The sequence below is a fragment of the Cypionkella sp. TWP1-2-1b2 genome (genome assembly GCF_049896245.1).
In the GTDB taxonomy this organism is placed as follows: Bacteria; Pseudomonadota; Alphaproteobacteria; order Rhodobacterales; family Rhodobacteraceae; genus Cypionkella.
Genome location: NZ_JAFCTX010000036.1, coordinates 1 through 19,932, shown reverse-complemented (window position 1 = coordinate 19,932; position 19,932 = coordinate 1). Strand labels below are relative to the sequence as shown.

27 protein-coding genes and 3 pseudogenes are annotated in these 19,932 nt (G+C 59.4%); 18 read left to right on the top strand and 12 right to left on the bottom strand.

Translation table 11 applies throughout. The features are described from left to right. The first annotated feature begins 148 nt into the window (after positions 1 to 148). The 6 genes from ACP7AP_RS19115 to ACP7AP_RS19090 all read left to right on the top strand — a co-directional run bounded on the left by ACP7AP_RS19115 (position 149) and on the right by ACP7AP_RS19090 (position 1,946). The gene (locus tag ACP7AP_RS19115; protein ID WP_426036748.1) at positions 149 to 232 is read left to right on the top strand and encodes a DUF6900 domain-containing protein; all 84 of its coding nucleotides are present in this window, start codon (positions 149 to 151) and stop codon (positions 230 to 232) included. A 77-nt stretch (positions 233 to 309) separates the two neighbouring features. Continuing rightward, positions 310 to 531 carry a hypothetical protein gene (locus ACP7AP_RS19110; protein WP_426036700.1) on the top strand — a complete coding sequence of 74 codons (222 nt, stop codon included), beginning with the start codon at positions 310 to 312 and terminating at the stop codon, positions 529 to 531. Positions 532 to 540: 9 nt separating this feature from the next. Next, a complete protein-coding gene (locus ACP7AP_RS19105) occupies positions 541 to 744 on the top strand; it encodes a hypothetical protein (protein WP_426036698.1) in 204 nt (67 codons plus the stop codon). 206 nt (positions 745 to 950) lie between these two features. Next, the gene (locus ACP7AP_RS19100; protein WP_426036696.1) at positions 951 to 1,178 is read left to right on the top strand and encodes a hypothetical protein; all 228 of its coding nucleotides are present in this window, start codon (positions 951 to 953) and stop codon (positions 1,176 to 1,178) included. Next, the gene (locus tag ACP7AP_RS19095; protein WP_426036694.1) at positions 1,168 to 1,392 is read left to right on the top strand and encodes a hypothetical protein; all 225 of its coding nucleotides are present in this window, start codon (positions 1,168 to 1,170) and stop codon (positions 1,390 to 1,392) included. Before ACP7AP_RS19100 ends, ACP7AP_RS19095 begins: the two co-directional genes overlap by 11 nt. 11 nt (positions 1,393 to 1,403) lie before the next feature. Further along, positions 1,404 to 1,946 carry a DUF3489 domain-containing protein gene (locus ACP7AP_RS19090; protein WP_426036692.1) on the top strand — a complete coding sequence of 181 codons (543 nt, stop codon included), beginning with the start codon at positions 1,404 to 1,406 and terminating at the stop codon, positions 1,944 to 1,946. Positions 1,947 to 1,974: 28 nt separating this feature from the next. Here the strand turns inward: ACP7AP_RS19090 and ACP7AP_RS19085 are convergent, their stop codons facing one another. The 9 genes and pseudogenes from ACP7AP_RS19085 to ACP7AP_RS19045 form a co-directional block, all read right to left on the bottom strand. Next, complete coding sequence (locus ACP7AP_RS19085) at positions 1,975 to 2,577, bottom strand: DUF1989 domain-containing protein (protein WP_426036690.1); 603 nt, start codon at positions 2,575 to 2,577, stop codon at positions 1,975 to 1,977. Positions 2,578 to 3,142: 565 nt separating this feature from the next. Next, the gene (locus ACP7AP_RS19080; protein WP_426036688.1) at positions 3,143 to 3,925 is read right to left on the bottom strand and encodes an endonuclease; all 783 of its coding nucleotides are present in this window, start codon (positions 3,923 to 3,925) and stop codon (positions 3,143 to 3,145) included. Further along, on the bottom strand, positions 3,918 to 5,249 hold the full coding sequence (locus tag ACP7AP_RS19075; protein ID WP_426036686.1) for a DNA cytosine methyltransferase: 1,332 nt from the start codon (positions 5,247 to 5,249) through the stop codon (positions 3,918 to 3,920). Before ACP7AP_RS19075 ends, ACP7AP_RS19080 begins: the two co-directional genes overlap by 8 nt. A 22-nt stretch (positions 5,250 to 5,271) precedes the next feature. Further along, positions 5,272 to 6,021, bottom strand: coding sequence for a hypothetical protein (locus ACP7AP_RS19070; protein ID WP_426036684.1), 750 nt, complete (start codon positions 6,019 to 6,021; stop codon positions 5,272 to 5,274). After that, the gene (locus ACP7AP_RS19065; RefSeq protein ID WP_426036682.1) at positions 6,018 to 6,764 is read right to left on the bottom strand and encodes a DNA methyltransferase; all 747 of its coding nucleotides are present in this window, start codon (positions 6,762 to 6,764) and stop codon (positions 6,018 to 6,020) included. Before ACP7AP_RS19065 ends, ACP7AP_RS19070 begins: the two co-directional genes overlap by 4 nt. Then, positions 6,757 to 7,275, bottom strand: a pseudogene (locus tag ACP7AP_RS19060) (DNA cytosine methyltransferase); the annotation flags it as partial. The gene ACP7AP_RS19065 and the pseudogene ACP7AP_RS19060, both read right to left, overlap by 8 nt. Before the next feature lie 5 nt (positions 7,276 to 7,280). After that, complete coding sequence (locus ACP7AP_RS19055) at positions 7,281 to 8,249, bottom strand: helix-turn-helix domain-containing protein (protein ID WP_426036680.1); 969 nt, start codon at positions 8,247 to 8,249, stop codon at positions 7,281 to 7,283. Next, positions 8,246 to 8,638 (bottom strand): VRR-NUC domain-containing protein, encoded by a 393-nt coding sequence (locus ACP7AP_RS19050; RefSeq protein ID WP_426036679.1) that lies wholly within the window; start codon positions 8,636 to 8,638, stop codon positions 8,246 to 8,248. Before ACP7AP_RS19050 ends, ACP7AP_RS19055 begins: the two co-directional genes overlap by 4 nt. Then, positions 8,635 to 8,931, bottom strand: coding sequence for a hypothetical protein (locus ACP7AP_RS19045; RefSeq protein WP_426036677.1), 297 nt, complete (start codon positions 8,929 to 8,931; stop codon positions 8,635 to 8,637). The genes ACP7AP_RS19050 and ACP7AP_RS19045 overlap by 4 nt, the downstream gene beginning before the upstream one ends. A gap of 297 nt (positions 8,932 to 9,228) precedes the next feature. On the opposite strand from ACP7AP_RS19045, the gene ACP7AP_RS19040 reads away from it, so the two are divergent. The 4 genes from ACP7AP_RS19040 to ACP7AP_RS19025 are packed head-to-tail and all read left to right on the top strand — an operon-like array spanning position 9,229 to position 13,861. After that, positions 9,229 to 9,654: a hypothetical protein gene (locus ACP7AP_RS19040; RefSeq protein WP_426036675.1), complete on the top strand. Its 426-nt coding sequence runs from the start codon at positions 9,229 to 9,231 to the stop codon at positions 9,652 to 9,654. Beyond that, positions 9,651 to 11,198 carry an RAD55 family ATPase gene (locus ACP7AP_RS19035; protein ID WP_426036673.1) on the top strand — a complete coding sequence of 516 codons (1,548 nt, stop codon included), beginning with the start codon at positions 9,651 to 9,653 and terminating at the stop codon, positions 11,196 to 11,198. The genes ACP7AP_RS19040 and ACP7AP_RS19035 overlap by 4 nt, the downstream gene beginning before the upstream one ends. Next, positions 11,191 to 13,461: a PAS domain S-box protein gene (locus ACP7AP_RS19030; RefSeq protein ID WP_426036671.1), complete on the top strand. Its 2,271-nt coding sequence runs from the start codon at positions 11,191 to 11,193 to the stop codon at positions 13,459 to 13,461. The genes ACP7AP_RS19035 and ACP7AP_RS19030 overlap by 8 nt, the downstream gene beginning before the upstream one ends. Further along, positions 13,451 to 13,861, top strand: a complete 411-nt coding sequence (locus ACP7AP_RS19025; protein WP_426036669.1) for a response regulator — start codon at positions 13,451 to 13,453, stop codon at positions 13,859 to 13,861. The genes ACP7AP_RS19030 and ACP7AP_RS19025 overlap by 11 nt, the downstream gene beginning before the upstream one ends. A 95-nt stretch (positions 13,862 to 13,956) precedes the next feature. Here the strand turns inward: ACP7AP_RS19025 and ACP7AP_RS19020 are convergent, their stop codons facing one another. Then, positions 13,957 to 14,550 (bottom strand): NAD(P)H-dependent oxidoreductase, encoded by a 594-nt coding sequence (locus tag ACP7AP_RS19020; protein ID WP_426036667.1) that lies wholly within the window; start codon positions 14,548 to 14,550, stop codon positions 13,957 to 13,959. A 125-nt stretch (positions 14,551 to 14,675) separates the two neighbouring features. On the opposite strand from ACP7AP_RS19020, the pseudogene ACP7AP_RS19015 reads away from it, so the two are divergent. The 8 genes and pseudogenes from ACP7AP_RS19015 to ACP7AP_RS18980 all read left to right on the top strand — a co-directional run. Further along, positions 14,676 to 14,957 (top strand): annotated as a pseudogene (locus tag ACP7AP_RS19015) (IS110 family transposase); the annotation flags it as partial. Positions 14,958 to 15,023: 66 nt separating this feature from the next. Continuing rightward, positions 15,024 to 15,608 (top strand): isoprenylcysteine carboxylmethyltransferase family protein, encoded by a 585-nt coding sequence (locus ACP7AP_RS19010; protein ID WP_426036746.1) that lies wholly within the window; start codon positions 15,024 to 15,026, stop codon positions 15,606 to 15,608. Between the two features lies 1 nt (position 15,609). Continuing rightward, a pseudogene (locus ACP7AP_RS19005) lies at positions 15,610 to 15,834 on the top strand (IS5/IS1182 family transposase); the annotation flags it as partial. A gap of 211 nt (positions 15,835 to 16,045) precedes the next feature. Then, positions 16,046 to 16,477, top strand: coding sequence for a CHRD domain-containing protein (locus ACP7AP_RS19000; protein WP_426036665.1), 432 nt, complete (start codon positions 16,046 to 16,048; stop codon positions 16,475 to 16,477). Between the two features lie 717 nt (positions 16,478 to 17,194). Beyond that, complete coding sequence (locus ACP7AP_RS18995) at positions 17,195 to 17,401, top strand: GlsB/YeaQ/YmgE family stress response membrane protein (protein WP_426036663.1); 207 nt, start codon at positions 17,195 to 17,197, stop codon at positions 17,399 to 17,401. Between the two features lie 70 nt (positions 17,402 to 17,471). Next, positions 17,472 to 17,981, top strand: a complete 510-nt coding sequence (locus ACP7AP_RS18990; protein WP_426036661.1) for a YidB family protein — start codon at positions 17,472 to 17,474, stop codon at positions 17,979 to 17,981. Between the two features lie 127 nt (positions 17,982 to 18,108). Next, positions 18,109 to 18,600: a pyridoxamine 5'-phosphate oxidase family protein gene (locus ACP7AP_RS18985; RefSeq protein ID WP_426036659.1), complete on the top strand. Its 492-nt coding sequence runs from the start codon at positions 18,109 to 18,111 to the stop codon at positions 18,598 to 18,600. 74 nt (positions 18,601 to 18,674) lie between these two features. Then, positions 18,675 to 18,929 (top strand): hypothetical protein, encoded by a 255-nt coding sequence (locus ACP7AP_RS18980; protein WP_426036657.1) that lies wholly within the window; start codon positions 18,675 to 18,677, stop codon positions 18,927 to 18,929. Between the two features lie 263 nt (positions 18,930 to 19,192). On the opposite strand, the gene ACP7AP_RS18975 is transcribed toward ACP7AP_RS18980, so the two are convergent. Next, positions 19,193 to 19,381, bottom strand: a complete 189-nt coding sequence (locus ACP7AP_RS18975) for a hypothetical protein (RefSeq protein WP_426036655.1) — start codon at positions 19,379 to 19,381, stop codon at positions 19,193 to 19,195. Positions 19,382 to 19,431: 50 nt separating this feature from the next. Beyond that, entirely contained in the window at positions 19,432 to 19,812 is a 381-nt protein-coding gene (locus tag ACP7AP_RS18970) for a hypothetical protein (protein WP_426036653.1), read from the bottom strand. Positions 19,813 to 19,932 lie beyond the last annotated feature (120 nt).

Below are 19,932 nucleotides of genomic sequence, written 5' to 3'. Positions count from 1 at the left end.
TTAAACGGAAATAGTTCTCTTATTCAGTTGATTACACTCCCGCATAGAGCGATTCTCGGATCAGGAAATCACCCCCGGATCGGAGACCAGATCATGACCCAAGCGACCGAAACCAAACCCGCCGCACCCGAGGCGCTGATCCTCGACATTGCCACTAGGCACTTCTTCATCGAGACGGATACTCGAGACTCGGACCCGCGACCGGTTGGATTTCCATGATGTCGCCGTCTGAGTGATGCGCGCCGCCCTGAACGAAGCCTATGCCGCAGGCGCCGCTGCCGCGACCAATCGCTGAAGGAGGGCAAGGACATGACCATTGCCACCACCACCATCCGCATCGACCTCGCCACGCTGCCCGCGCATCTTGACCGCAGCCGCCCCAGCATGGTGGCCGAGGTCGTTGAAGCCGCGCTGCGCGAGGGCGGGATCAGGGCCGATTGCTCGGACTTGTTCTCGCACCTGAAGATCGACCTGCTGACCGCACAACTGGCCGCCGCCAGCGCAGTGCTGGCCAACTTGCGTCTGATCTGAGGCACGCAGATGAGCACCCGCGCGCAGATCGCCATTCAGATCGGCCCCAATGAATGGGCGCATGTCTACGTCCATTTCGACGTCTACCCGGTCCACATGCTGCCCGCTCTGGCGCGCTGGAAGCCCGAGGATATCCTCGCGCCATTGAGATCAGGCAGGTCACGCCCGAGGTGCTGGATTGCTTCGCCCCGCCCCGCACCCCGCGCATCCTGACGCGCCCGACGCGAGAGTTTGCCCATCTCTACATGTGGATTGGCTGCCAGTGGGTGCACGTGGTGCCGCAAGCCGATGCGGGCCGAGCAGCGACGGAAGTGTAATCAGAAAGCACTGATATTGCTTGTATTTGCCTACACTGCACGTCCCGCCAGAGCGATGGTGATTACACGAAAACGATGCAACTCACCCCCGGAGACCACGCCATGACCACCCGCCGCGCCACCGACAATACCAAGGCCTTCGACGCCTTCATGACCACCAAGTTCCAGATCGACGCGATGTTGGAGCGCCTGAAAGCCTTCAGCGACGACCATTTCGAGACCCACCCAGAGGAGATCAACTGGGGCGATGTCGGCACCCTGAACCAATTCGCCAGCCTGCTGCGCCAGATCACCGACAGCGCCTTCAGCGAGGGCGAGCATGCCGCTTGATCCCGCCCAGCGCCACCAGATCGAACAGGACGTCCTCACAGCCGCATGGGAAGCCCAACAGCTGGCCGCCTGCGACGCGGCCATCGCCCTGCTGCGCGAGATCGCCGATCTGGAAACCGACGACGATGACGATGCCATCCTTGGGGCCGATGCCAACGGCCACAGCGATCTGCTGTCGCGCATCTCCGCTTTTCTCGCCACCCACGACCAATAGGGGAACGCACCATGACGAAACTCACCGAAACTCAAACCATCATTCTCAGCGCCGGGGCCCAGCGCGCCAACAACATCGCCATGCCGCTGCCCAAGGGGCTGGCCGGTGCGGCGGCGAAGATGTCTGTTACCAAGATGCTCGAACACGGTTGGCTGCAGGAGGTCGACGCCCCCTCAAGCCGGGGCGATCCTCTCTGGCGGGAAACCGGCGATGGCCACGGCACCACGCTGGTTGTCACCGATGCAGGGCTGCTGGCCATCGGCATCGAGCCCGTCGTGGTCAAGACTATGACCGCGATCCACAAACATGCCGCCGAGCCTCCCTCGCCCAAACCGCCAATGCCGCGCCCGGGGACTAAGCAGGCGATGCTGATCTCACTGCTTCAGGCGCCCGAAGGCGCCACAATGGAAGCCATGATTACAGCCACTTGCTGGAAGCCTCACACCTTGCGTGGCGCAATGTCGGGGGCGTTGGGCAAGAAGCTGGGATTGATCGTGACGTCGGCGAAAGAGGGCGACGGCGCACGGGTCTATCGCATCAGCCCCGGGGGTTAGCCTGATCCCGCGCTGGTCTTGCAGCCAATCAGCCGATCAGTCGGTAGTGAACCTCGGTTGGCTGGCACGCGGCACCGTTGATCGGTATCATGTCCTGCGGGCAGGTTGACATGACCACGATGCAATCCATCATGGCGCGCAGCATCACGTAATCCCCCGGCTTGCTGAGCGGCTCTCCCCAGATGATCTTGCCATCAGGGCCAAGCGGAATGTTCATCCACAAGTTCAGCGGGGCCGGACAGTCGGGGGCACGCAGGTTCACTTGCCCGAGGGCCGCGTGCAGGTTGTCGGTGCAGTTGTCGTGATAGTCGCGGCAGCCCAGCGCTGCATAGCGGTGAACGTCGCAGGCCGCGATGATCGTGTCATGGCGTCCGGGTGAGGTGTCTTCCTCCAGCATCAGGATCGGCCGCCGCCGGTTCGTCGCAAGGCCATCGCCCTTGGCGGGGAAAATCCCTTGCAGGCTGGCGTGCAGGTGCTCCATCGACATGAACTCTGACAGGTCATCGGCATTGAAGCACCAGGTGTCGACAACCTGCTGACCATGGGTGTTGATGATCTGGATCGCCTGACCTTTGGCCACACGGACTGCCCGGCCACGTCGTGCTGGTACAACCTGAAGATCTGTCGTCATATCGCAATTCCTTTGCCGCTGGCGCATTGGCGCATCTGTCTGATCAGATCAGTGTTGTTGGACAAGGCGCAAAGGGTCAAGCCGCATCGAAGCCGTCGCACAGGTTCAAACGATCTTCGGCTACCAACAGTGGCATTCGCTTTTCTCTCCCTTCGCCATCGGGCGCGGACGAGGCCGCTGGGTCCGGGTGCACGCCACACGCGATGTGCGCAGCTGATGTGGAGTCGCAGCCAACGGCCCAGTGAAGACCCGATCCGGCGAGGCGCGAATGCCTCCCCGTCTCGGGTCAAACCGCTGTTTTGAAGATGCATGGCAAGCTGGCTTCCGCTGGCTGGCTTCCGGCGTGGTGGCTTCCACAAACTGGATTCCCTGGATTCCGCAAAAGAATCCAGCGCGCCAAGGTCGTGATTCCGCAAGCCTTTGATAATGAGTCGCTTTTTCCAAAATCATGCGGCAGGTGGCTTCCGCCTGGATTCCCCGGTGAAAAAGCCAGTCGCTAGCGAAATGCTGCGCTGCGCCCCCCCGCATACAAACCGGGCCGGGGAGGAACCATGCCAGGGGGTGGTCACCTATAGGTTTTGATGGCCTGCCGGTCGAGGTCGCGAGCTGGGACTAGCCGGTAGTGCCGTTCTTCGACTACGCGGATTTCATCATCCTCTAACGTCAATTCAAACAGGGCAATCACCTGATCATCCATGAATTGCGCAGCAATAGCCCGACAGCTCAGCCCCGGAAACTTTTGCTCTACGAAGCGGATGTCCTGAGTCGTCTGAACAATGCCAATCTGGTCCTTGCCGCCCTTCGCCTGCACGGGAATGACATAATGACAGCCGCGCTTGTCGAGCCCGATGTAAAGTTCGTCGATTTCGATTTGTCCGATGCCTTTGACTGTCGTCCGCAGATGGTTCTGAAGACTGTAGGTCGTTAACCCCAGAAAAGTGTCGATCAGACGATTGTAGCGGACGATCGCAAGCAAGGCCTGCTCGTCATCAAGCGCATATGCGCGAATGATCTCGGGTGTCGCGTCCGGGATTGAGACTCGTACAAGGTCTGCGCGCGGCACCACGCGGTTAACGCGCACAAGTTTGAAACGATATGCCGCTCTGCCAGCACCCTCGATGATCCACTCCATCCCCGGTGGTTGGGTGGCAAGAATATCGTCCGGAAGGGCTGTACGAAACCTGACGGAGTAGATCACATCGCCAAGGTTCTTAGGCAACTGGATGCCCAGCGCCGTTGCGCTATCCTCGAGCGCCGTGCGTTCGAATGCAAACGCCGCAACGCCGGGCTGATATGCGTCGAAGAAGATTTTCGAGATCAAGGCCTGATAGCGATTTGACTTAACCATATGCCACGCGAGCAGAAATCCGTTCTGCCTCAATATCAATCTGCCTACGCTTTTTCGCACCGCTTTTTTGATCGCGCCTTGTTTTTTGCGGATGGACCCCAAAATGGGCGGCTGCACTTGTGACGTTCATTTCCAGCAGCGCTGGGCTACCTAGGGCGATTGCCTCTGCGGGCCGCGACGGTGTTAATCCCAAAGCAGAAATGACCTGACTCGCGACTGCGCGAGCCAATGGAGGCGGTACTGCATTCCCAATCTGCCGAGCTCCATGCCATTTCGTGGCATTAAAGCGAAACCAATCCGGAAATCCATGAAGGCGGGCCATCTCGCGCACCGTGATGCAGCGGTCGAACATGTAATGGATGGGGCGAGGGCTGGTGAAGGCACCGCGCGCGCCGTCTGTCCCGGCGCGCAGAGTGTTTGAGACCCCGCCCAGAGGCAGTTTGAAAAGGCGGCTGATCGGCTCGACGTCCCCCTCTGCCGTTTCCGAGAATCTGCGACGCGAAATGTCGGTGTGCTCCGTGCGTGCACTGGAAGTAAGAACCGCTGGATCCCACTGCCGTGGGTGCGCGAAATGCCAAGCGTCATTTGAGAGACAACGCATTTCTTCAGCGTAGGGAGATGGCTTGCCAAAACGACGCGGTCTGACCGAGTCAATGGTGTTCAGTTCGGGAAACAGTTCAGCATCTGGCAGGTCGCCAAGCGCATCTGCACAGGTGGGTCCAGAGCTCAAGTCTGTTTTTGACTTACGACCGGCAATTGCCGTGATCGCTGCAGGGTAGTCAGGCAGGACCTCGCCTTTTTTCGCGCCGAACAAGATAAGTCTCTCTCGAGATTGCGGAGTGCCAAAGTTGCCTGCATTCAGCACGCGCCAAGGAAGGCGGACCTGATAGCCTTTCGCGTTAAATGCGGCGACCAGTTCGTTCAGAAACTGCCTGTGGTGGCCAAGTGTCAGACCCTTAACATTTTCGAACACAAAGGTCCGTGCATCCAACTCGCTGACGATCCGGACGAACTCGAGAACAAGGCTGTTCCGCGGGTCATCTAGAACCCGGTGGCCGATAAGTGAGAAGCCTTGGCAAGGTGCGCCCCCAAACACGCAATCGACCGTACGTGTTCCCAGCCCCGCAGCCAGCCGAATCTCTCGACCAGACAGCCGTTCGACTGATCGGGAGATGACCGCCGTCTGAGGGAAATTGAACTTATGGACGGCACAATGAACCGGGTCAATTTCTACTGCCGCAGCAACATCGAAGCCTGCCTGTTCGAAGCCCAAGCTCATGCCGCCTGCGCCCGCGAAAAGGTCCACTCCGATAGGTCTGCGCATACCAAACTCCGTTTACTCTTACTCAAGCTATAGGTGGCTGGCTGATTTTGCCAGCAAAACCGAGTATTGCTTCCTCGCCATGGTGGTTTGCAGTTTGTTTAGGCCGGAGTGCTATTTTTTGCGACCACGGCCGCACCTTCGGCATCGCCGCCGTCACCTCGACCTCGCGCAGCATGCCACCCACCACCAGCCCATCCCGCACCCAGTCCAGCGCCTGCCACCAGTCCTCATAGCCGCGCCGCGCGGACGCGATCTGTTCGGGATGCGGTCGCCAGGTCACCGGGCAGGCCAACACATCGACACTGCGCCAGCGCCCGCGATGCAGGACGCGCTCGATGCCAACCACCACCGTAGTAGACCGCTGACCATGCTGGTTGCTCTTGGTCTCTATCGGCACACAGCGCGGCACCACGCCGGGCATCCAATCCGGCGTCATCCCTGCGCGCGCCAGCTCCGCCACATAGATCGCCATGCGTTTGCCGCCGAGGCTGTCGGGCATTCCGGCCAAGGTCGCGGCCACGATCTCGGCATCCTCATGGGTGTAGGACTGCGATTTATGACCACCGCCATCCACTTTGCACCCCAATCGCGCGCGCTGGATCAGCACGTATTCCATGCCGAAGCCGCGGCTTTCTCCGTCGACATCCCGCCTTTGCGGCAGTTCCAGTTGCGCCTTTTCCACCCGGAATGCCCATTCCAGGATTGCCTGCACGCCCAACGCGCGTTTCACGCGTCCGCCGCCTGCACGCCCGATCCGTCCTTGCATGCTCATGGCAGCATTCCTTCAAAAAGGTTCATCTGCGTTGGGCCCTCCGGCCCCACCGCCGGTCGCCAGATCCAAGGGCCCGAGGCCATGGGCAGCCGCGAGAGCGCGCCACGCATTTGCTGCTGCCAGTGGGTGAACTCCGTTGCCGAGCAGGCGCAGAGCGCGTGACCGATGGGCCAACCCATCAACCAGCCGACGAACAGCGGGTTCAGCCGCCGCCGCGCCCGGGCTTTCAAGACCCTGCGCGACACGACACGCCCATGCGATGCAATCATCGAAGCCCACAGCGGGCGCGAGATCGGGGCGTGATGCGAGGGTTGCAGCCCAAGCAGCGTGATCGCCGGGGCCGGGTGGGTGAAGCCCTGTTCCGCCCGATAATGCAGGATATCCATCCGGCTCTTGCCATAGGCCCGTGTCACGCTGGCCGGGCTGCTGCCCTTCCAGTTCTGCGCAGCCGGGGTCGGCCACTGCAGGGCCTGCGCCGATAGCTTGGGCTCGCCCCGGCTGTTGATCTTGCCGCGCAGCCGGTCCACCTGATCGTCGGCCACCGGCATTTGCCATTGCGCTGCCTGCGCTGGCAGCGGCGGTATCCCGCCCGAGCCATAACTCTGACCCGGCCCACCCTTCGCGCCATCGGTCGCTTTCGGCGTCGACCAGTTCCTGATGCCCAGCGCCAGCGCCTCGGCCTTGCGGGTGAAGTCGCTGTTCCCGGCCGGGTTGTAGCGATCCGTGCCGGGATGCAGGCTCATCGGAGTGGGCTAGGATGAAAATTCGCATCCGCTGGTGCGGCGCGCCGACTTCTGCCGCGCTGAACAGGCCCGCCGCAGGCGTGTAGCCCATACCCCAAAGCTCTCGAAGGACGGTTTCAAGGCCGAGGGTGACGTGACCGGCGACGTTTTCGAGAAAGACCCATTCTGGGGAACATTCCCGGATGACGCGGGCGACTTCTGGCCAGAGGTGCCGTGGATCGTCGGCACCGCCGCGTTTTCCGGCCGCGCTGAAGGGCTGACAGGGGTAACCGGCGAGCACGATGTCGAAGGCACCGCGAAATGGGCGGGCATCGAAGCTGCGCAGATCATCCCAGATCGGCGCTGGAGCGAAATAACCGGCGCGCTGGGCAGCGATGAGGACGGAGCGGGGATAGACCTCCCATTCGACAAAGGCGCGGGTGTGAAACCCGGGTTCGGCGAGTATGAGGCCCAGATCCAAGCCTCCGCCGCCTGCGCAGAGGGAAAGTCCGTGCCGGGGATGTGACACCATGCCATTCACCGCACCCCCCGCTGACGCAGGCGTTCCGGCGTGACAAGGCCACGTGCCAGCATGGCATCACGGATGGTGTTGCTGATCACGCTCTGGGGCAGATAGCCGTCGGCGTTGACCATCTTGGCGTAAAACGCTGCCTTTTCGTCATCGCTGAGCGGAAGCTTCACCTCGCACTTGCTCTGCCGCTTGGCCTTTTTGCCGTTGGCGTTTGCTGCCGCAGTGATCGCATCGCGCCGGGCGGCGCGTTCCATGAACCGGTCGAGGGCTTTCGGGCCATCTGGCGGATTGGGATGATCGGACCGGCTCTCGGTGGCGGTTTCTATGATCCGGGCCTCGCTGAGCCCGAGGTAATCGATCCAGCGCTGCACATGGAGCCGTGCTGGCGAACCTTGCCACCAGGCGGGAAGGGCGGCATTGGCGGCGAAGCCCAGCGCAGTCAGCAGCTCCGCGAAAAACCGGTCAAAATCGGAATTGCGCGCTTGCGCATCCTCCTCCTCCTTTACAGGTTTACTTAGGGGTTCTCTTACAAGGTTAATCTCCGGATTCCGGAGATGGCTTTGGGCAAAATCCGGAGATGGCTTTGCCGAAAATCCGGAGATGGCTCCATGTCCGGAATCCGGAGATGGGTCGGCGTGCTGTTCCGCGTCCGTTCTCGCAAACCCGTCTCCGGTTTCCGGAGTTGGCTCTGGTGGGAAACCATCCTCAAACCCCAGGATGTAGCGTGTCGCGAGGCGCTTGTGGGTGCGAGGATCCTGCGCCCGAATCCGGTGGATCAGGCGCAGTTCTTGTAGTTTGGCGAGGTGTTCGTTCAGCGCCGAGATCGACATTTCCGCGTCGTCCGCCAGGCGCGCCTGCGTCGGGAAGCAGCCGAAGTCGGGATTGTGCCGGTCACACAGGAACCACAGCACGATCTTGGTGGCAGGCTTCAGCCCGCGCTGCTGGATGGCCCAGACGGTCGCCTTATGGCTCATGGTGCCGCCCTCCGCGCTGGGCGGACCCGGCTGGTGAAGGCATGATCGGCCAGCGCGCCCAGCGCATCGTCGAGACTGCGGACCAAGGCCCAGCCGAAGCCCTGCGCCAAAACTGCGTCACGAAACGCCTCTTGATCCGGCCGCAGACGGCCCTTTGGCGCCTTCAGCTCAAAGAACAGGACGCGCCCATCGTGAAGCACCATCAGATCGGCGAATCCCGCATGCACGCCCATGCCGACCAGGATCGCCTGACGCTTGGCACCGCGGGGCCCGGGTTCGGTGACTTCGTTGGCGCAGTGATGGATGATGGCCGTGCGGGGCAGGGCGAACCGCAGTGCCTGCACAACTGCACGCTGCAGATCAGCCTCCGGGGTGTTGCGCCGGGTCATGCGGCACCGCCGTTCGGGAAGACCGCAGCGGCGATGGCATGCGGGGAACGCCGTTCCAAAAAGCGAATTAGCTCGACGGCGTCGGCGCATTCACGTGCATTTCTCGTCTGCCCAGCGACGACCCGGCAAGCGAGGATGACCAGCGTTTCGGGATGGCGCGGGACATCGGCCAGGACACCGCGCTCTTCTGTCAGGCGGTCGTGCATCCAGTCACCGGTGTCAGAGGTCGGGATGATGGGAGGGTAGCCAGACCAGTTCGTCGTGCGATAGCGGGCGGGTGATAGCTTGCTCATCCTGCCCGTCCAACCGCATTCATTCACGATGTGAATTGTCGACGGTCAGGGTCCTCCAACAACGCCCCGTTGGGGCAACGGATCGCCCGCTCCCGTGTCGGCCGGTGCCGTGTGCTCAAGTCTGCGCAGAAAGCGCGATCCAGAGGGCGACCGCTGACCGCTGACTCGCCGTCCCTTTTTAGATGTTGACGGCTAGAAATCGAATCGCGTTACTGCTACGTGTTTTGCAGCCCTAAGTTTGCACCTGTGCGTGCATCTTATCGCTTCAGTCAATAAACCTGATAATGCTGGATACATATGGACACGCCGACGTCATCGACGCGAGACTTGGCCCAGCGGCTGCTGGCGGCGAGCCAGACCGGCTCCGATCCGCACGTTTCCGATGTGGCGGCGGTGATTCAAAGGTTGCGGATTTCCCTGTCAAAATTCGCCGGCGACGCAGGATTCGTTTCGCTCCTGCGGCGGGCTCTAGCGATGGCAAGCGCAGACCTTCCGTCGTTGCAAAACGTCAGGATCGGCATGAACGGGCGCTTGGATGGGGTTGAACAAATTGACGCGGACCCGGGCACCGGCGCGTTGGGGGCGGAGGCGGCGGTGGCAATTACAGCGCATCTGCTCGGCCTGCTCGTGGCCTTTATCGGTGAACCCATGACGGTGCGGTTGCTACGCGAGTCATGGCCCGACACAATAGTATCATTCAAGAAACCCGAGGCTGACCAATGACCGATCAAGGAAAAGACACTCCACACGATCGCGTGAAGATCAGTCAACTGCTCACCGGCGTGCAGGGCCTTGATGAGATCCTTGGCGGCGGCCTCCCCGAGTACTCCTTCAACATCATCGCCGGCGCTCCCGGCTGCGGCAAGACCACGCTGGCGCATCAGATCATGTTCGCCAACGCCACACCAGAACGGCCGGCGCTGTATTTCACGGTGCTGGGCGAGCCGGCAATCAAGATGCTTCGCTATCAGCAGCAGTACACGTTTTTCGACGCGTCCAAGATGGACGGCTCGATCCGCTTCATCAACCTAAGTCAACTCGTTCTCGACCACGACCTCGGGGCGGTCTTGGACGCCATCGTCAAAGAGGTCGAGGAATCCAATGCAGGCATCGTCGTAGTGGACTCCTTCCGGACCGTGGTCCGCAAGGCTCAGGCTGGCGCGAGCGAAGTAGAACTCCAGGGCTTTGTCCAGCGGCTGGCGCTTCACCTGACCAGTTGGCAGGCAACCACGTTCCTGATTGGCGAGTACGTAGAGGGAGAGCTGCGCGACAACCCGGTCTTCACCGTGGCCGACGGATTGCTCTGGCTGTACCAGAGCGTTGAACGGAACTCGATCGTGCGCAAGATGCAGGTCATGAAAATCCGCGGCCAGGAGTCCGTACCCGGGCTTCACACTTTCCGGATCACCACCGGTGGCCTGCAAGCCTTCCCGCGAACCTTCGGTCTTGCCGACAATAAACTTGTTAACGTCAAGGGCAAGCGTCGCCTTTCCACAGGCATCCTCAAACTCGACGCCCTCATGGGTGGCGGCATTCCCGAAGGCGACAGCATGCTCGTGGCCGGACCGTCGGGAGCCGGCAAAACCGTGCTCGGTATTCAATTCATTGCCGAGGGTCTGAAACGAGGCGAGCCGGGCATCGTGGCCATGTTCGAGGAGCGTCCCAACGAGTTCATGCAGCGGGCAGCCTCGTTCGGTTTCGACCTCGACAAGAATCTGCAAGATGGCTCGCTCAAACTTATCTATCTGAGGCCGCTGGACCTCTCGGTGGATGAAACCGTGCACGAAATCGTCAACGCCGTGAAAGAGATAGGCTGCAAGCGCCTGGTCATCGACTCGCTGGTTGGCTTCGAGATGGCGCTGGCTCCCGATTTCCGGACCGATTTCCGGGAATCCCTGTACCGCATGATCGGAGCGCTGACGCGCCTCGGCGTGACCATCATCAGCACCGTCGAGGTCGAGGAGAACTTCACGTCGATGGGCCTGAGCAACTTCACCATCTCGTTCCTGGCCGACGACATCGTGCGCATGCGCTATGCCTCAATCAACGGGCAATTGCGCAAAATTATGATGGTGGTGAAAATGCGGCGCAGCCAGCACTCGATCGACATGTGCGGCTACGAGGTCACCGCCAAGGGCCTGGCGATCGGAGAGCCGATGCGGGGCTACCGCGGCCTGACCAGCGGAATCCCGGGTCCTTGGGCATCCGAGTCCGGGGTCCCTTCGCCGCTGAATTTAGAGGCTGACAGGGATGATCCCATTGGCTGACGCTCCGACCACAGACCCTTCGGTTGCCCAGGATCGCGACTTTGACCAGCAATTGCGCGAGATGAACGAGGCGCTGTTGATATCCTCGGTCCGCCAGCACGAGCTTCGCGAACAAGCACAGAAGGCAGAAGCGGCGCTGCGCCTCTCCGAAACGCGCTACCGCCGGCTGTTCGAGGCCGCGCAAGACGGTGTACTTATCTTGGACACCCACACGGAGAAAATCATCGACGCCAATCCATTCATGACGACGTTGCTCAGCTACACGCACGATCAGATGATCGGTAAGGAACTCTACGAGATCGGCTTCTTCGCGGACGCGCAGGCGAGCCGCGAAATGTTCGAGACCCTGAAGGCTGCGGGCCAGACGCGCTATGAATCCCTGCCGTTGCAGAACCGGGACGGCAATGCGCGGGAAGTCGAGGTTGTCGCCAATCTCCATAAAGAGAACGGCCACTCTGTCATCCAGTGCAACGTTCGCGACATTACCGAGCGCAAAAGATCCGAAGATGCACTTCGCAAAATTGCAGCGCGGTTGGAACTGGCTTACGATGCCGCCGGGATTGGCGCATGGGATCTCGATTTGATGCGCGGTAAATCCATTTGGACATCACAGCTTTACGACATGCTCGGCATCGAAAGAGATAAAGAGGCGTCGGCAGACTTGTTCTTTGCACAAGTCCACCCCAACGATCTTGACGAACTTAATACAAACTTCGGAACCTCCATCGAGACGCGTTCGCCATTCAATGCTGAGTTCAGGATCATCAGAACGGACGGTACGATGCGTTACTTGGCGGGGGTCGGCCGCGTCGTTGAGGAGATCGACGGCAAGCCCGCTCGCATGATTGGGATCAATCAGGACATCACGGAACGAAAACAGGCCGGGGAGGCACTGCGTCTCAGCGAGTCGCGGATGCGGGCCTATCTCACCGCGACAACAGATGCGCTTTACCGGATGAGCCCTGATTGGTCCGAAATGCTGCAGTTGAACGGCGGCGGCTTCATCCCAGACACCCATAATCCATCCAAGTGGTGGCTGACCTATTATATCGATCCCGAGGATCAAAACCACGTTTTAGCAGCGATTTCTAAGGCCGTCGAAGCCAAGAGCGTTTTCGACCTCGAACACCGGGTGAAACGGACAGACGGCACGATGGGTTGGATACGTTCGCGTGCGATCCCGATCCTTGATGAACGTGGCAGCATTGTCGAATGGCTTGGCGCCGCAAGCGACATTACCGAAAGAAAACAAGCCGAGACAGAACTGCGCCAGAGCCACGACACCTATCTGAGCCTGATCGAGAACAATCCCTTCGGCATCTATCTCATCGACGCGGATTTTCGCATAGCCCAGGTCAGCGCCAGCGTCAAAACTGCGTTCGGCGCTATCACCCCTTTGATTGGCCGCGACTTCGGCGAAATTCTCAGCATCATATGGCCGGAACCAATAGCCAGCGAGATCACCGCCCGTTTTCGCCACACGCTGGAAACAGGCAAGGGGTATCATTCCAAAGATACGTCGGGCAGGCGCGCAGATCGGGAGGCGGACGAATCGTACGAATGGCAGATCGAGCGGGTGAGCCTTCCCGGCGATCGCTTTGGCGTCGTTTGCTATTTCTACGATTTGTCGGAACGCAAGCGTCAAGAGCAGCACATTGAACTGCTCATGGGCGAGGTCAACCATCGCGCCAAGAACTTGCTCGCTGTCGTTCAGGCCATTGCACGTCAGACTGCGCGCTTGGATGACCCCTCGATTTTTGCCGTTCACCTGTCCGAGCGTATCCGGGGACTGGCGGCGTCGCAGGACCTGTTGGTGAAAAATCAATGGACGCACATTGCAATGTCCGAACTGGTCCACGCACAGCTCTCTCCTTTCAATGATTTGATCGGCACGCGCGTGCTGCTCGATGGTCCGCCGATCAACCTCTCGCCAAGCGCTGCGCAAGGCATCGGCATGGCGTTGCATGAACTGGCAACCAATGCGGCGAAATATGGCGCACTGTCGAACGCAAGCGGCCGCGTGCACATCAATTGGGGCCATGTCGCAGCGGTGAATCCGGGCTTCACGTTGCAATGGCTTGAAGAGGGCGGCCCCGAAGTTGCTCCACCGACCCGCAAGGGGTTTGGGAATACAGTTATTGGGCGCATGGTCGAAGCGTCAATTAATGGTACTGTAGAGATCGAGTATCGCAAAACAGGTTTTTTTTGGAAGTTAACAGCGCCTGCCGCGCATGATTTGGGGGTCACGGAAGATGGACGATAGTGTCGGACACCAAGCGCGAGTACTTATTGTCGATGACGAGCCGCTCATCGCCATGGACCTGGAATACATGCTCGTTGAGGCAGGCTTCATCATCGCGGGCGTGACTGGCAATCTCCAAAGGGCGTTATCCCTCGTTGAAAGTGGGATCTGCGATGCGGCAGTGCTTGACGCCAATCTCAACGGTTTAAGTGCCGCCCCGATTGCAGTTGCACTGGTGGCCCGCGGCCTGCCGTTCCTGGTGTTGTCCGGTTATGCGCCGGAGCAGCAGCACGAAGCACTGCGCGCCGGGCGGTGTCTTCAGAAGCCGGCCGATCCAGTTCGCGTCATCAAGGTATTGAACCAGATTTTATCAGAGAATAAGCTGCGACCGGATCTTGGTCCTTTTCCACAAATGGTCTGATGGATAGGACTTCCCTTTCCCAAGACGCTCAAATCGCCTGAAATCGGGAGGTTGCGAATTTCCGCACCGATGCGCGGCGAGACTGAGACGACATCTTAGAGAAAAATCGCTGCGGTGAAGGTTTCGTGTTTGGTCATTTGACACTTACTTTCAGGCATGGATCGGTTGACCCGATCTGGTGGGATCGGCTTCGGTTGCGGGTGAAGCGGGTCAGGATCAGGCTGCTTGGGCGGCGGAGTACGTCCCAGCCAAGGTTGGAACTGATCAACGGCGCGGTCGGTACTCGCCAGAAGCGATGCAGACGAGGGCACGCCGTCGGAAAAGTCAGCTGTCGAGGCATAGACGCCCGTGGCCAAAGTCGCCGCTTCGAAGAAGCCGAACAGTGGCCGCAACTGATGCTCAATGACCAACGCGTGTTTGTCGCCACCGCCTGTGGCGGTCAGCAAGACCGGTTTTCCCAGCAGGGCGGACGGGTCTATCAGGTCAAACAGGTGTTCAAAAAGTCCCGGATAGCTGCCCTTGTAGACGGGGCTGCCGACGATCAGAATATCCGCAGACAGAAGTGCGCCCACAATTGCCCGCGGCAAAGGCGACAGGTCGTCCAGCGACCGGGCTTGGCCCAACTCGGGTCCCAGATCCGCCAAGCCATAGGTAACTGCCGACGTGCAAAAGCGTGCAGCAGCCCTCATGCCAGCCCGATCAAGGTCGTCCTTCTATGAATAGATGGGGTGGTTGCCGTCCAGCGCCCTTTCGGTGGGGCGTGTGTATGGCATGATCAGGTCTTGGTATCATCGCGCTCGGGGGAGGACGGTCTATGGAGGATATTATTATCGGGGTGGATCTGGCAAAACGCATTTTCCAGCTCCACGGCGCAACTGGATCTGGTGAGCTTCTTTTCCGCAAGAGGCTGACGCGGGATCAATTTCGGGATTTCATGTCGCGTCACCCGCCGACCTCGGTTGTTTTTGAAGCTTGCGGCAGTTCGAGCTACTGGGCACGCGAGATGCAGGCGCTCGGCCATGAGGTGCGTTTGATTGCGCCGCAGTATGTGAAGCCTTTTGTTAAGCGTCAAAAAAACGATGCGACCGACGGTGAACTTCCGATGATAGGCCAGTTCCGTGCCCCGGTCCCAGGTCAGCGAGGCCATCACGCCCTGCGGCAGGTGCTGCTGCCTGGCGAGCGATTGGTTGCCCGCGGGCCCTACCGATATGTGAACCATCCGAACTACATCGTGGTGATTGGCGAGATTGCGGTGCTGCCACTGTGCCTTGGTTTGCCATGGTTGGCGGTCGTGTTCACGCTGCTGTCGTCGCCGATCAAGCTGATGATGGACCGGCTGGTTTGTGCGGATGGCGGCAATCCCGACCCGACGCTGACCGATGGCAAAGATGCGGCCCTTGCCAAACAGATTGAGCTGGACGGTTGGTCTTATCCCCGGCACCTGTCGGGGCGGTCCTTTTCGGTGATCGTGCACGGCGATGTGTCTGGCGCTGCCGACGTGCGCCGGTCTGTTTCGGACTGGCTGCGCTTTATGAAACTAACCCCCGCCGGGGCGGCATCCGAGGTTGATCGCTACATCGGCTATTGGGAACCCTATGCTACCAGCCACCAGGCTTTTGACGACGACAAAGCCATGCAAGACGAGGTCCGGAACGCGGCCCGCAGTCTGGCAGAAGCTGTTGCGCAAAAGTGGTTCGGGGCCTGCGCGGAACCGGGAGAGACATTGACAGAACCACGCCGGAAATAGGCACAACCGCGGAAGCCGCGTCGAGACGAAGATGCATTGTTTGAAACTTCTGGGCCAGCGCCCCATGGCGCGGGGTTGGGACCGTCAGGTCGCTGAGTTCTAGGTCCGAGTGGCCGTGCTGAATTGCTTCACCGCCCTTGTCATACCTGTCATAGAAGTCGTGGGACAAGTCTGTCTGGGGAAAGGGGAGGCCCGACCGTTAGGTCGTTTGTGCAACAGAGCCTAACCGTTTTCTCCTTTCGAGTGCGGTTGAACAACCCTCACAGGCACACCAGTTCTCGGCTACAATATTGCGCATCCTTAGGCGCATTGGCGGACTAACTGCGCGGCATCCCGCTTGCGGGATCGGCTGCGCGTGTGTGATCCCGGAACCATATGTTTAGCGAAACGTTGATAAGAGGGCAATTTCGCCCCAATTCTCTCAGGAGACGTTTGCCATGATCCTTATCCAAAACCCGGGTGTTGTTGCTGCACTGGCAGTCAGCATGATGCTTGCCGCTGCTGCCGCTCAGGCCGAAATGATGAAGTTTACGACGGAAATGACCGGTGCCGCCGAAGTGCCACTAACCGACAGTGCGGCGACGGGAACCGCCGAAGTGACGCTTGATACCGAAGCGAAAACCGTCACTTGGGTCTATAAGCATGATGGCCTGAGCGGCGACATGACAGCGTCGCATATCCACGGCCCCGCAGCGGCGACCGAAGCCGCAGGTCCGGTGATCGACACCACGTCTGAAGCCATGGAAGGCACTGCCCCGATCACCGATGAACAAGCGGCAGACCTGATGGCAGGCAAGTATTACTTCAACGTCCATACTGAAAAGTTTCCGGACGGCGAGATCCGTGGCCAGCTTGCGATGATGCAATAACCAGTTGCGAAACCCGCACGCGCCGCTCGTTTGTGGTGCGCGCGGGCCATCAAGGCAGTCCCTTCGCCGAGTTGCTGATGGAACCATGCGGTGACCCGCAGCGTTGAAACGGTGGAGCAGACGACAAGCCTGTCAATCAGACGTGACGGCACAAGGAACAAAGTGGTTTTTCTGATTTCCCACCCTGACCAACGCAATGGTAGTCGAGCCTTTACCCCGCCAGTTCGTCGTCTACTTCACCATTGTTTCACTCCTTTTTATACTTCTTCGGACAAAATTGACAGGCTCTGACATGAAGGCGTTGGCTTAGGTGCGCGGTTGCTCGGCTGCATGACTTGTCCAACTTTCGAGGCTGATTAGGCCCTGATTTCGGGCCTCCCCCGCAAAACCCAGTGCGTTCATCTTGTCGATCCGGCGCGGGCCCGGGTTGCCGGGGCTATCTGTGGCAGGTGTCGCTGCAACCACTGCCACGCTTGGCGTAGCTGATCGCAGGACCGGCGCCCGCTGGACCGGCAGGATCGGCCTGACGCCTTGCGCCACCTCATGACGTTCTTTCAGCAGCTTGACAATTCCTAGATGGACGGTCCGCTGGCAAGGTGCCGGCACGCATCGCCGCAAGAATCCAATCTGCTTCCCCGTGCGGAACTATTCCGCGGTTTGCGCGTTCCTTTTTCAGAATTTCGCAACCAACGCTTGGACCGTTTCATGGGACTCATCTTGACCACCATCATCGGACTTGTTGCCGGCCCGATCGCAAAACTCGTGGTGCTATTCGACGACGAGCCAGTCGGTTTCGTTCTGACCACAATTGTGGGTATCGCCGATAACTTCTTGGCCTCTTATCTCGGGCAAAGCTTGGGCTGGTATGGTCCGGCGAAGGCGTCGGCCTTATTAAAGCTGCGATCGGTGCCATCATCGTTCTAGCCGTCCGAGGTTATGTGCAAAAACTGCGGGAACTTAGCCACCGAATTCCATAACACGCCGGAGAACAATCATGTCGAAATCCACACCTTCGTTGGTGGCCCTTCTTGGACTTGTCGCCATCGCGGGCTACCAAAACCGTAGTCGGATCAGCGACATGCTAACGGTCGTACGCGAAAAGACCTTTGCACCCGGGTCAACCCCAGTTCAGAGCAGTGGCAACTTCAATTCCGAGATAGGCAAATTCTTCCAGACCAACCCGTCTGCCGATACCGGACTTGGCAACACCACGGTTGGACACACTATCTCAAACGCTTTGAGCGACCTTGTAGACCGGCTCCGGGACTCTGGCCGGGGTGCCGCTGTAGACAGTTGGGTGTCTGAAAAGGCGAACACGCCTATCGACGTCGATGACCTGGAAGCCGCATTGGGAAATGAGACCTTGGCCGAGTTGAGTGATAAAACCGGTCTTTCGCGCGCAGAGCTTCTTTTGCGCCTGAACGTCGCTCTGCCCGAATTCGTCAATATCTTTACTCCAAATGGAAGGCTGCCGACCGAAAACGAGGCGCAGATCCTTGCCTGAACCAAGGTCTTGTGCCGACATGCGCCGCGACCCGATGATCCCTGGAGGACCGCGACGATACAAGGGCCGTGTCGGAACACCTCCGTTAATCCTCATATTTTCCCTGTAGCAAACAAAGGAATACCCAATGACAACCGACGCCGAAATCACTTCCGCTTTCTGGAAGCATCTGCGGGCCGACCGGACAGTGATGCTGGGGCTTGAAGCCAGCGCGCCCACCTCGATGCGTCCGATGACGGCGCAACTGGACGGGGATGAAGATCAAGGGCCGATCTGGTTCTTCACCTCCACCGACGCGGCAATTTTGAAAGGGCTGCAGTCAGAAGATCTGGCAATCTTCACTTTCGTCTCGAAGGGACATGATGTTTTTGCCACCGTGCATGGCCATATGACCCGTTCGGCCGACCGTGCTACCGTTGACCGGCTTTGGAACAAATGGGTGGCGGCTTGGTATGAAGGTGGCAAGGATGATCCCAAACTGATCCTGTTGCGCTTTGACCCCGCGAATGCCGAGATTTGGCGTGACGGGTCCAGTCTGCTTTCCGGCCTGAAACTGTTGTTGGGCGGCGATCCGAAAGCCGATGCAAAAGATAGCGTCGCCAAAGTCTCCTTGTCCTGACGGGAAGCTGGCCGGGGTTCGGAACTGCTTCCGAGCCCCGATGCCCTCATCAGATCCCAAGGAGGGAAAACGTGATGGACCGAGTGATTATCTTTGCGACCCTTATCGTTGGTGTCGTATTCGCGGGAGGGCTTGTCGCCGCTCTCCTGCGTTTTGGCTGGTATTCTTGGCTTGCGTTTGATGGGGCCGCGGCCATTGGCTTCACCCTGACCCGGCCCACAAGCTATGCCATTTCCCGTCGAATCAAGCAGCAGGATCCGAACTGGGATGCAACCAAAGTCGACGGCACTGAAAACGCGATCCCAGGCCCAGCCGCCCCCGTGGCTTGACGCGATGTCGGCATTGGGACCTTGGATAGGCCGATTGTACGGCAAAAATTTTTCGTATGCTCCAACCCACCGGGCGCGGGCGTAGCCTTTTAACGTGGGAGCAATTCAACGGATGTTCCTGCGGCGGGGATATTTTGACTGCGGTTTGGCTGCCACGATATCAGGAGCCTGTGTCAGTCTGGTGTGACAAGCGTGGCGAGGCGCCCAATGGCCTCGCCATGCTGTCGACACGGTTGTGGCTCATTCAATGGCATCAATCGTGTTTACGACTTCTTGTGGCTCTGTTCGCCGGCCTTGACGTGTTGTTCGTGCGTGCCGCCCTGCATTCCCATCGGCTTGGAACCACTTTCCGGTTTTTTGGCCGCGGCTGCACCTGAGGCGTTCTTGTGGCTTTGCTCTCCGGCACGCACATGGTCTTCGTGGGTGCCGTCTGTGATCGGATTCTTCGCCATTGTACTTCTCCATTTTGTTTGGTCGACGATCAGGCAACTACCTGTCGCTCTTACCAACACGTATGGTTGGATTGAGTTCCTAAAAATAAACATTTTTCGTCGAGGCAGCGATGTAACCCAACGTTGGTGGCTGATGTCCCGTCCTGCGCGAAAAGGAGGTTGCTGCTTCTGGCGCAACGTGCTTCGATTGTCTGATCTGAAACAGCGCCTCGCAACCCGTGTGGCGCGGAACAAAATGAAAAAAACTGGGAACCATTTCTTTTGTGACGCGCTGCCGCTATGCACAGGCCTAATTTTTTATTGGTCCCGGGCAAAAAATTGGCCAGTTCAGGATCGATCCGCGAAGGGACACAATGTCTATAGTATTGGTTGTCGAGGATGATGTTTTCATCAACATGGAAGCCATTTTCATTGTCAAAGAGTTGGGCCACGAAAGGCTCTGTTGCACAAATCGTGAGGGATTCCCTGCGTGACTGCAAGGTGTTAGTCGCAGGGTATGAGCAAACCTGCACCTCCGACCTACCGCACGACGAACTGGCGCTCTTACAACG

Excerpts from the sequence above, each read along its gene's own strand:
- ACP7AP_RS19110 (WP_426036700.1), top strand. The coding sequence starts at position 310 with ATGACCATTGCCACCACCACCATCCGCATCGACCTCGCCACGCTGCCC.
- ACP7AP_RS19105 (WP_426036698.1), top strand. The coding sequence starts at position 541 with ATGAGCACCCGCGCGCAGATCGCCATTCAGATCGGCCCCAATGAATGG.
- ACP7AP_RS19100 (WP_426036696.1), top strand. The coding sequence starts at position 951 with ATGACCACCCGCCGCGCCACCGACAATACCAAGGCCTTCGACGCCTTC.
- ACP7AP_RS19095 (WP_426036694.1), top strand. The coding sequence starts at position 1,168 with ATGCCGCTTGATCCCGCCCAGCGCCACCAGATCGAACAGGACGTCCTC.
- ACP7AP_RS19090 (WP_426036692.1), top strand. The coding sequence starts at position 1,404 with ATGACGAAACTCACCGAAACTCAAACCATCATTCTCAGCGCCGGGGCC.
- ACP7AP_RS19085 (WP_426036690.1), bottom strand. The coding sequence starts at position 2,577 with ATGACGACAGATCTTCAGGTTGTACCAGCACGACGTGGCCGGGCAGTC.
- ACP7AP_RS19080 (WP_426036688.1), bottom strand. The coding sequence starts at position 3,925 with ATGGTTAAGTCAAATCGCTATCAGGCCTTGATCTCGAAAATCTTCTTC.
- ACP7AP_RS19075 (WP_426036686.1), bottom strand. The coding sequence starts at position 5,249 with ATGCGCAGACCTATCGGAGTGGACCTTTTCGCGGGCGCAGGCGGCATG.
- ACP7AP_RS19070 (WP_426036684.1), bottom strand. The coding sequence starts at position 6,021 with ATGAGCATGCAAGGACGGATCGGGCGTGCAGGCGGCGGACGCGTGAAA.
- ACP7AP_RS19065 (WP_426036682.1), bottom strand. The coding sequence starts at position 6,764 with ATGAGCCTGCATCCCGGCACGGATCGCTACAACCCGGCCGGGAACAGC.
- ACP7AP_RS19055 (WP_426036680.1), bottom strand. The coding sequence starts at position 8,249 with ATGAGCCATAAGGCGACCGTCTGGGCCATCCAGCAGCGCGGGCTGAAG.
- ACP7AP_RS19050 (WP_426036679.1), bottom strand. The coding sequence starts at position 8,638 with ATGACCCGGCGCAACACCCCGGAGGCTGATCTGCAGCGTGCAGTTGTG.
- ACP7AP_RS19045 (WP_426036677.1), bottom strand. The coding sequence starts at position 8,931 with ATGAGCAAGCTATCACCCGCCCGCTATCGCACGACGAACTGGTCTGGC.
- ACP7AP_RS19040 (WP_426036675.1), top strand. The coding sequence starts at position 9,229 with ATGGACACGCCGACGTCATCGACGCGAGACTTGGCCCAGCGGCTGCTG.
- ACP7AP_RS19035 (WP_426036673.1), top strand. The coding sequence starts at position 9,651 with ATGACCGATCAAGGAAAAGACACTCCACACGATCGCGTGAAGATCAGT.
- ACP7AP_RS19025 (WP_426036669.1), top strand. The coding sequence starts at position 13,451 with ATGGACGATAGTGTCGGACACCAAGCGCGAGTACTTATTGTCGATGAC.
- ACP7AP_RS19020 (WP_426036667.1), bottom strand. The coding sequence starts at position 14,550 with ATGAGGGCTGCTGCACGCTTTTGCACGTCGGCAGTTACCTATGGCTTG.
- ACP7AP_RS19000 (WP_426036665.1), top strand. The coding sequence starts at position 16,046 with ATGATCCTTATCCAAAACCCGGGTGTTGTTGCTGCACTGGCAGTCAGC.
- ACP7AP_RS18990 (WP_426036661.1), top strand. The coding sequence starts at position 17,472 with ATGTCGAAATCCACACCTTCGTTGGTGGCCCTTCTTGGACTTGTCGCC.
- ACP7AP_RS18985 (WP_426036659.1), top strand. The coding sequence starts at position 18,109 with ATGACAACCGACGCCGAAATCACTTCCGCTTTCTGGAAGCATCTGCGG.
- ACP7AP_RS18980 (WP_426036657.1), top strand. The coding sequence starts at position 18,675 with ATGGACCGAGTGATTATCTTTGCGACCCTTATCGTTGGTGTCGTATTC.
- ACP7AP_RS18975 (WP_426036655.1), bottom strand. The coding sequence starts at position 19,381 with ATGGCGAAGAATCCGATCACAGACGGCACCCACGAAGACCATGTGCGT.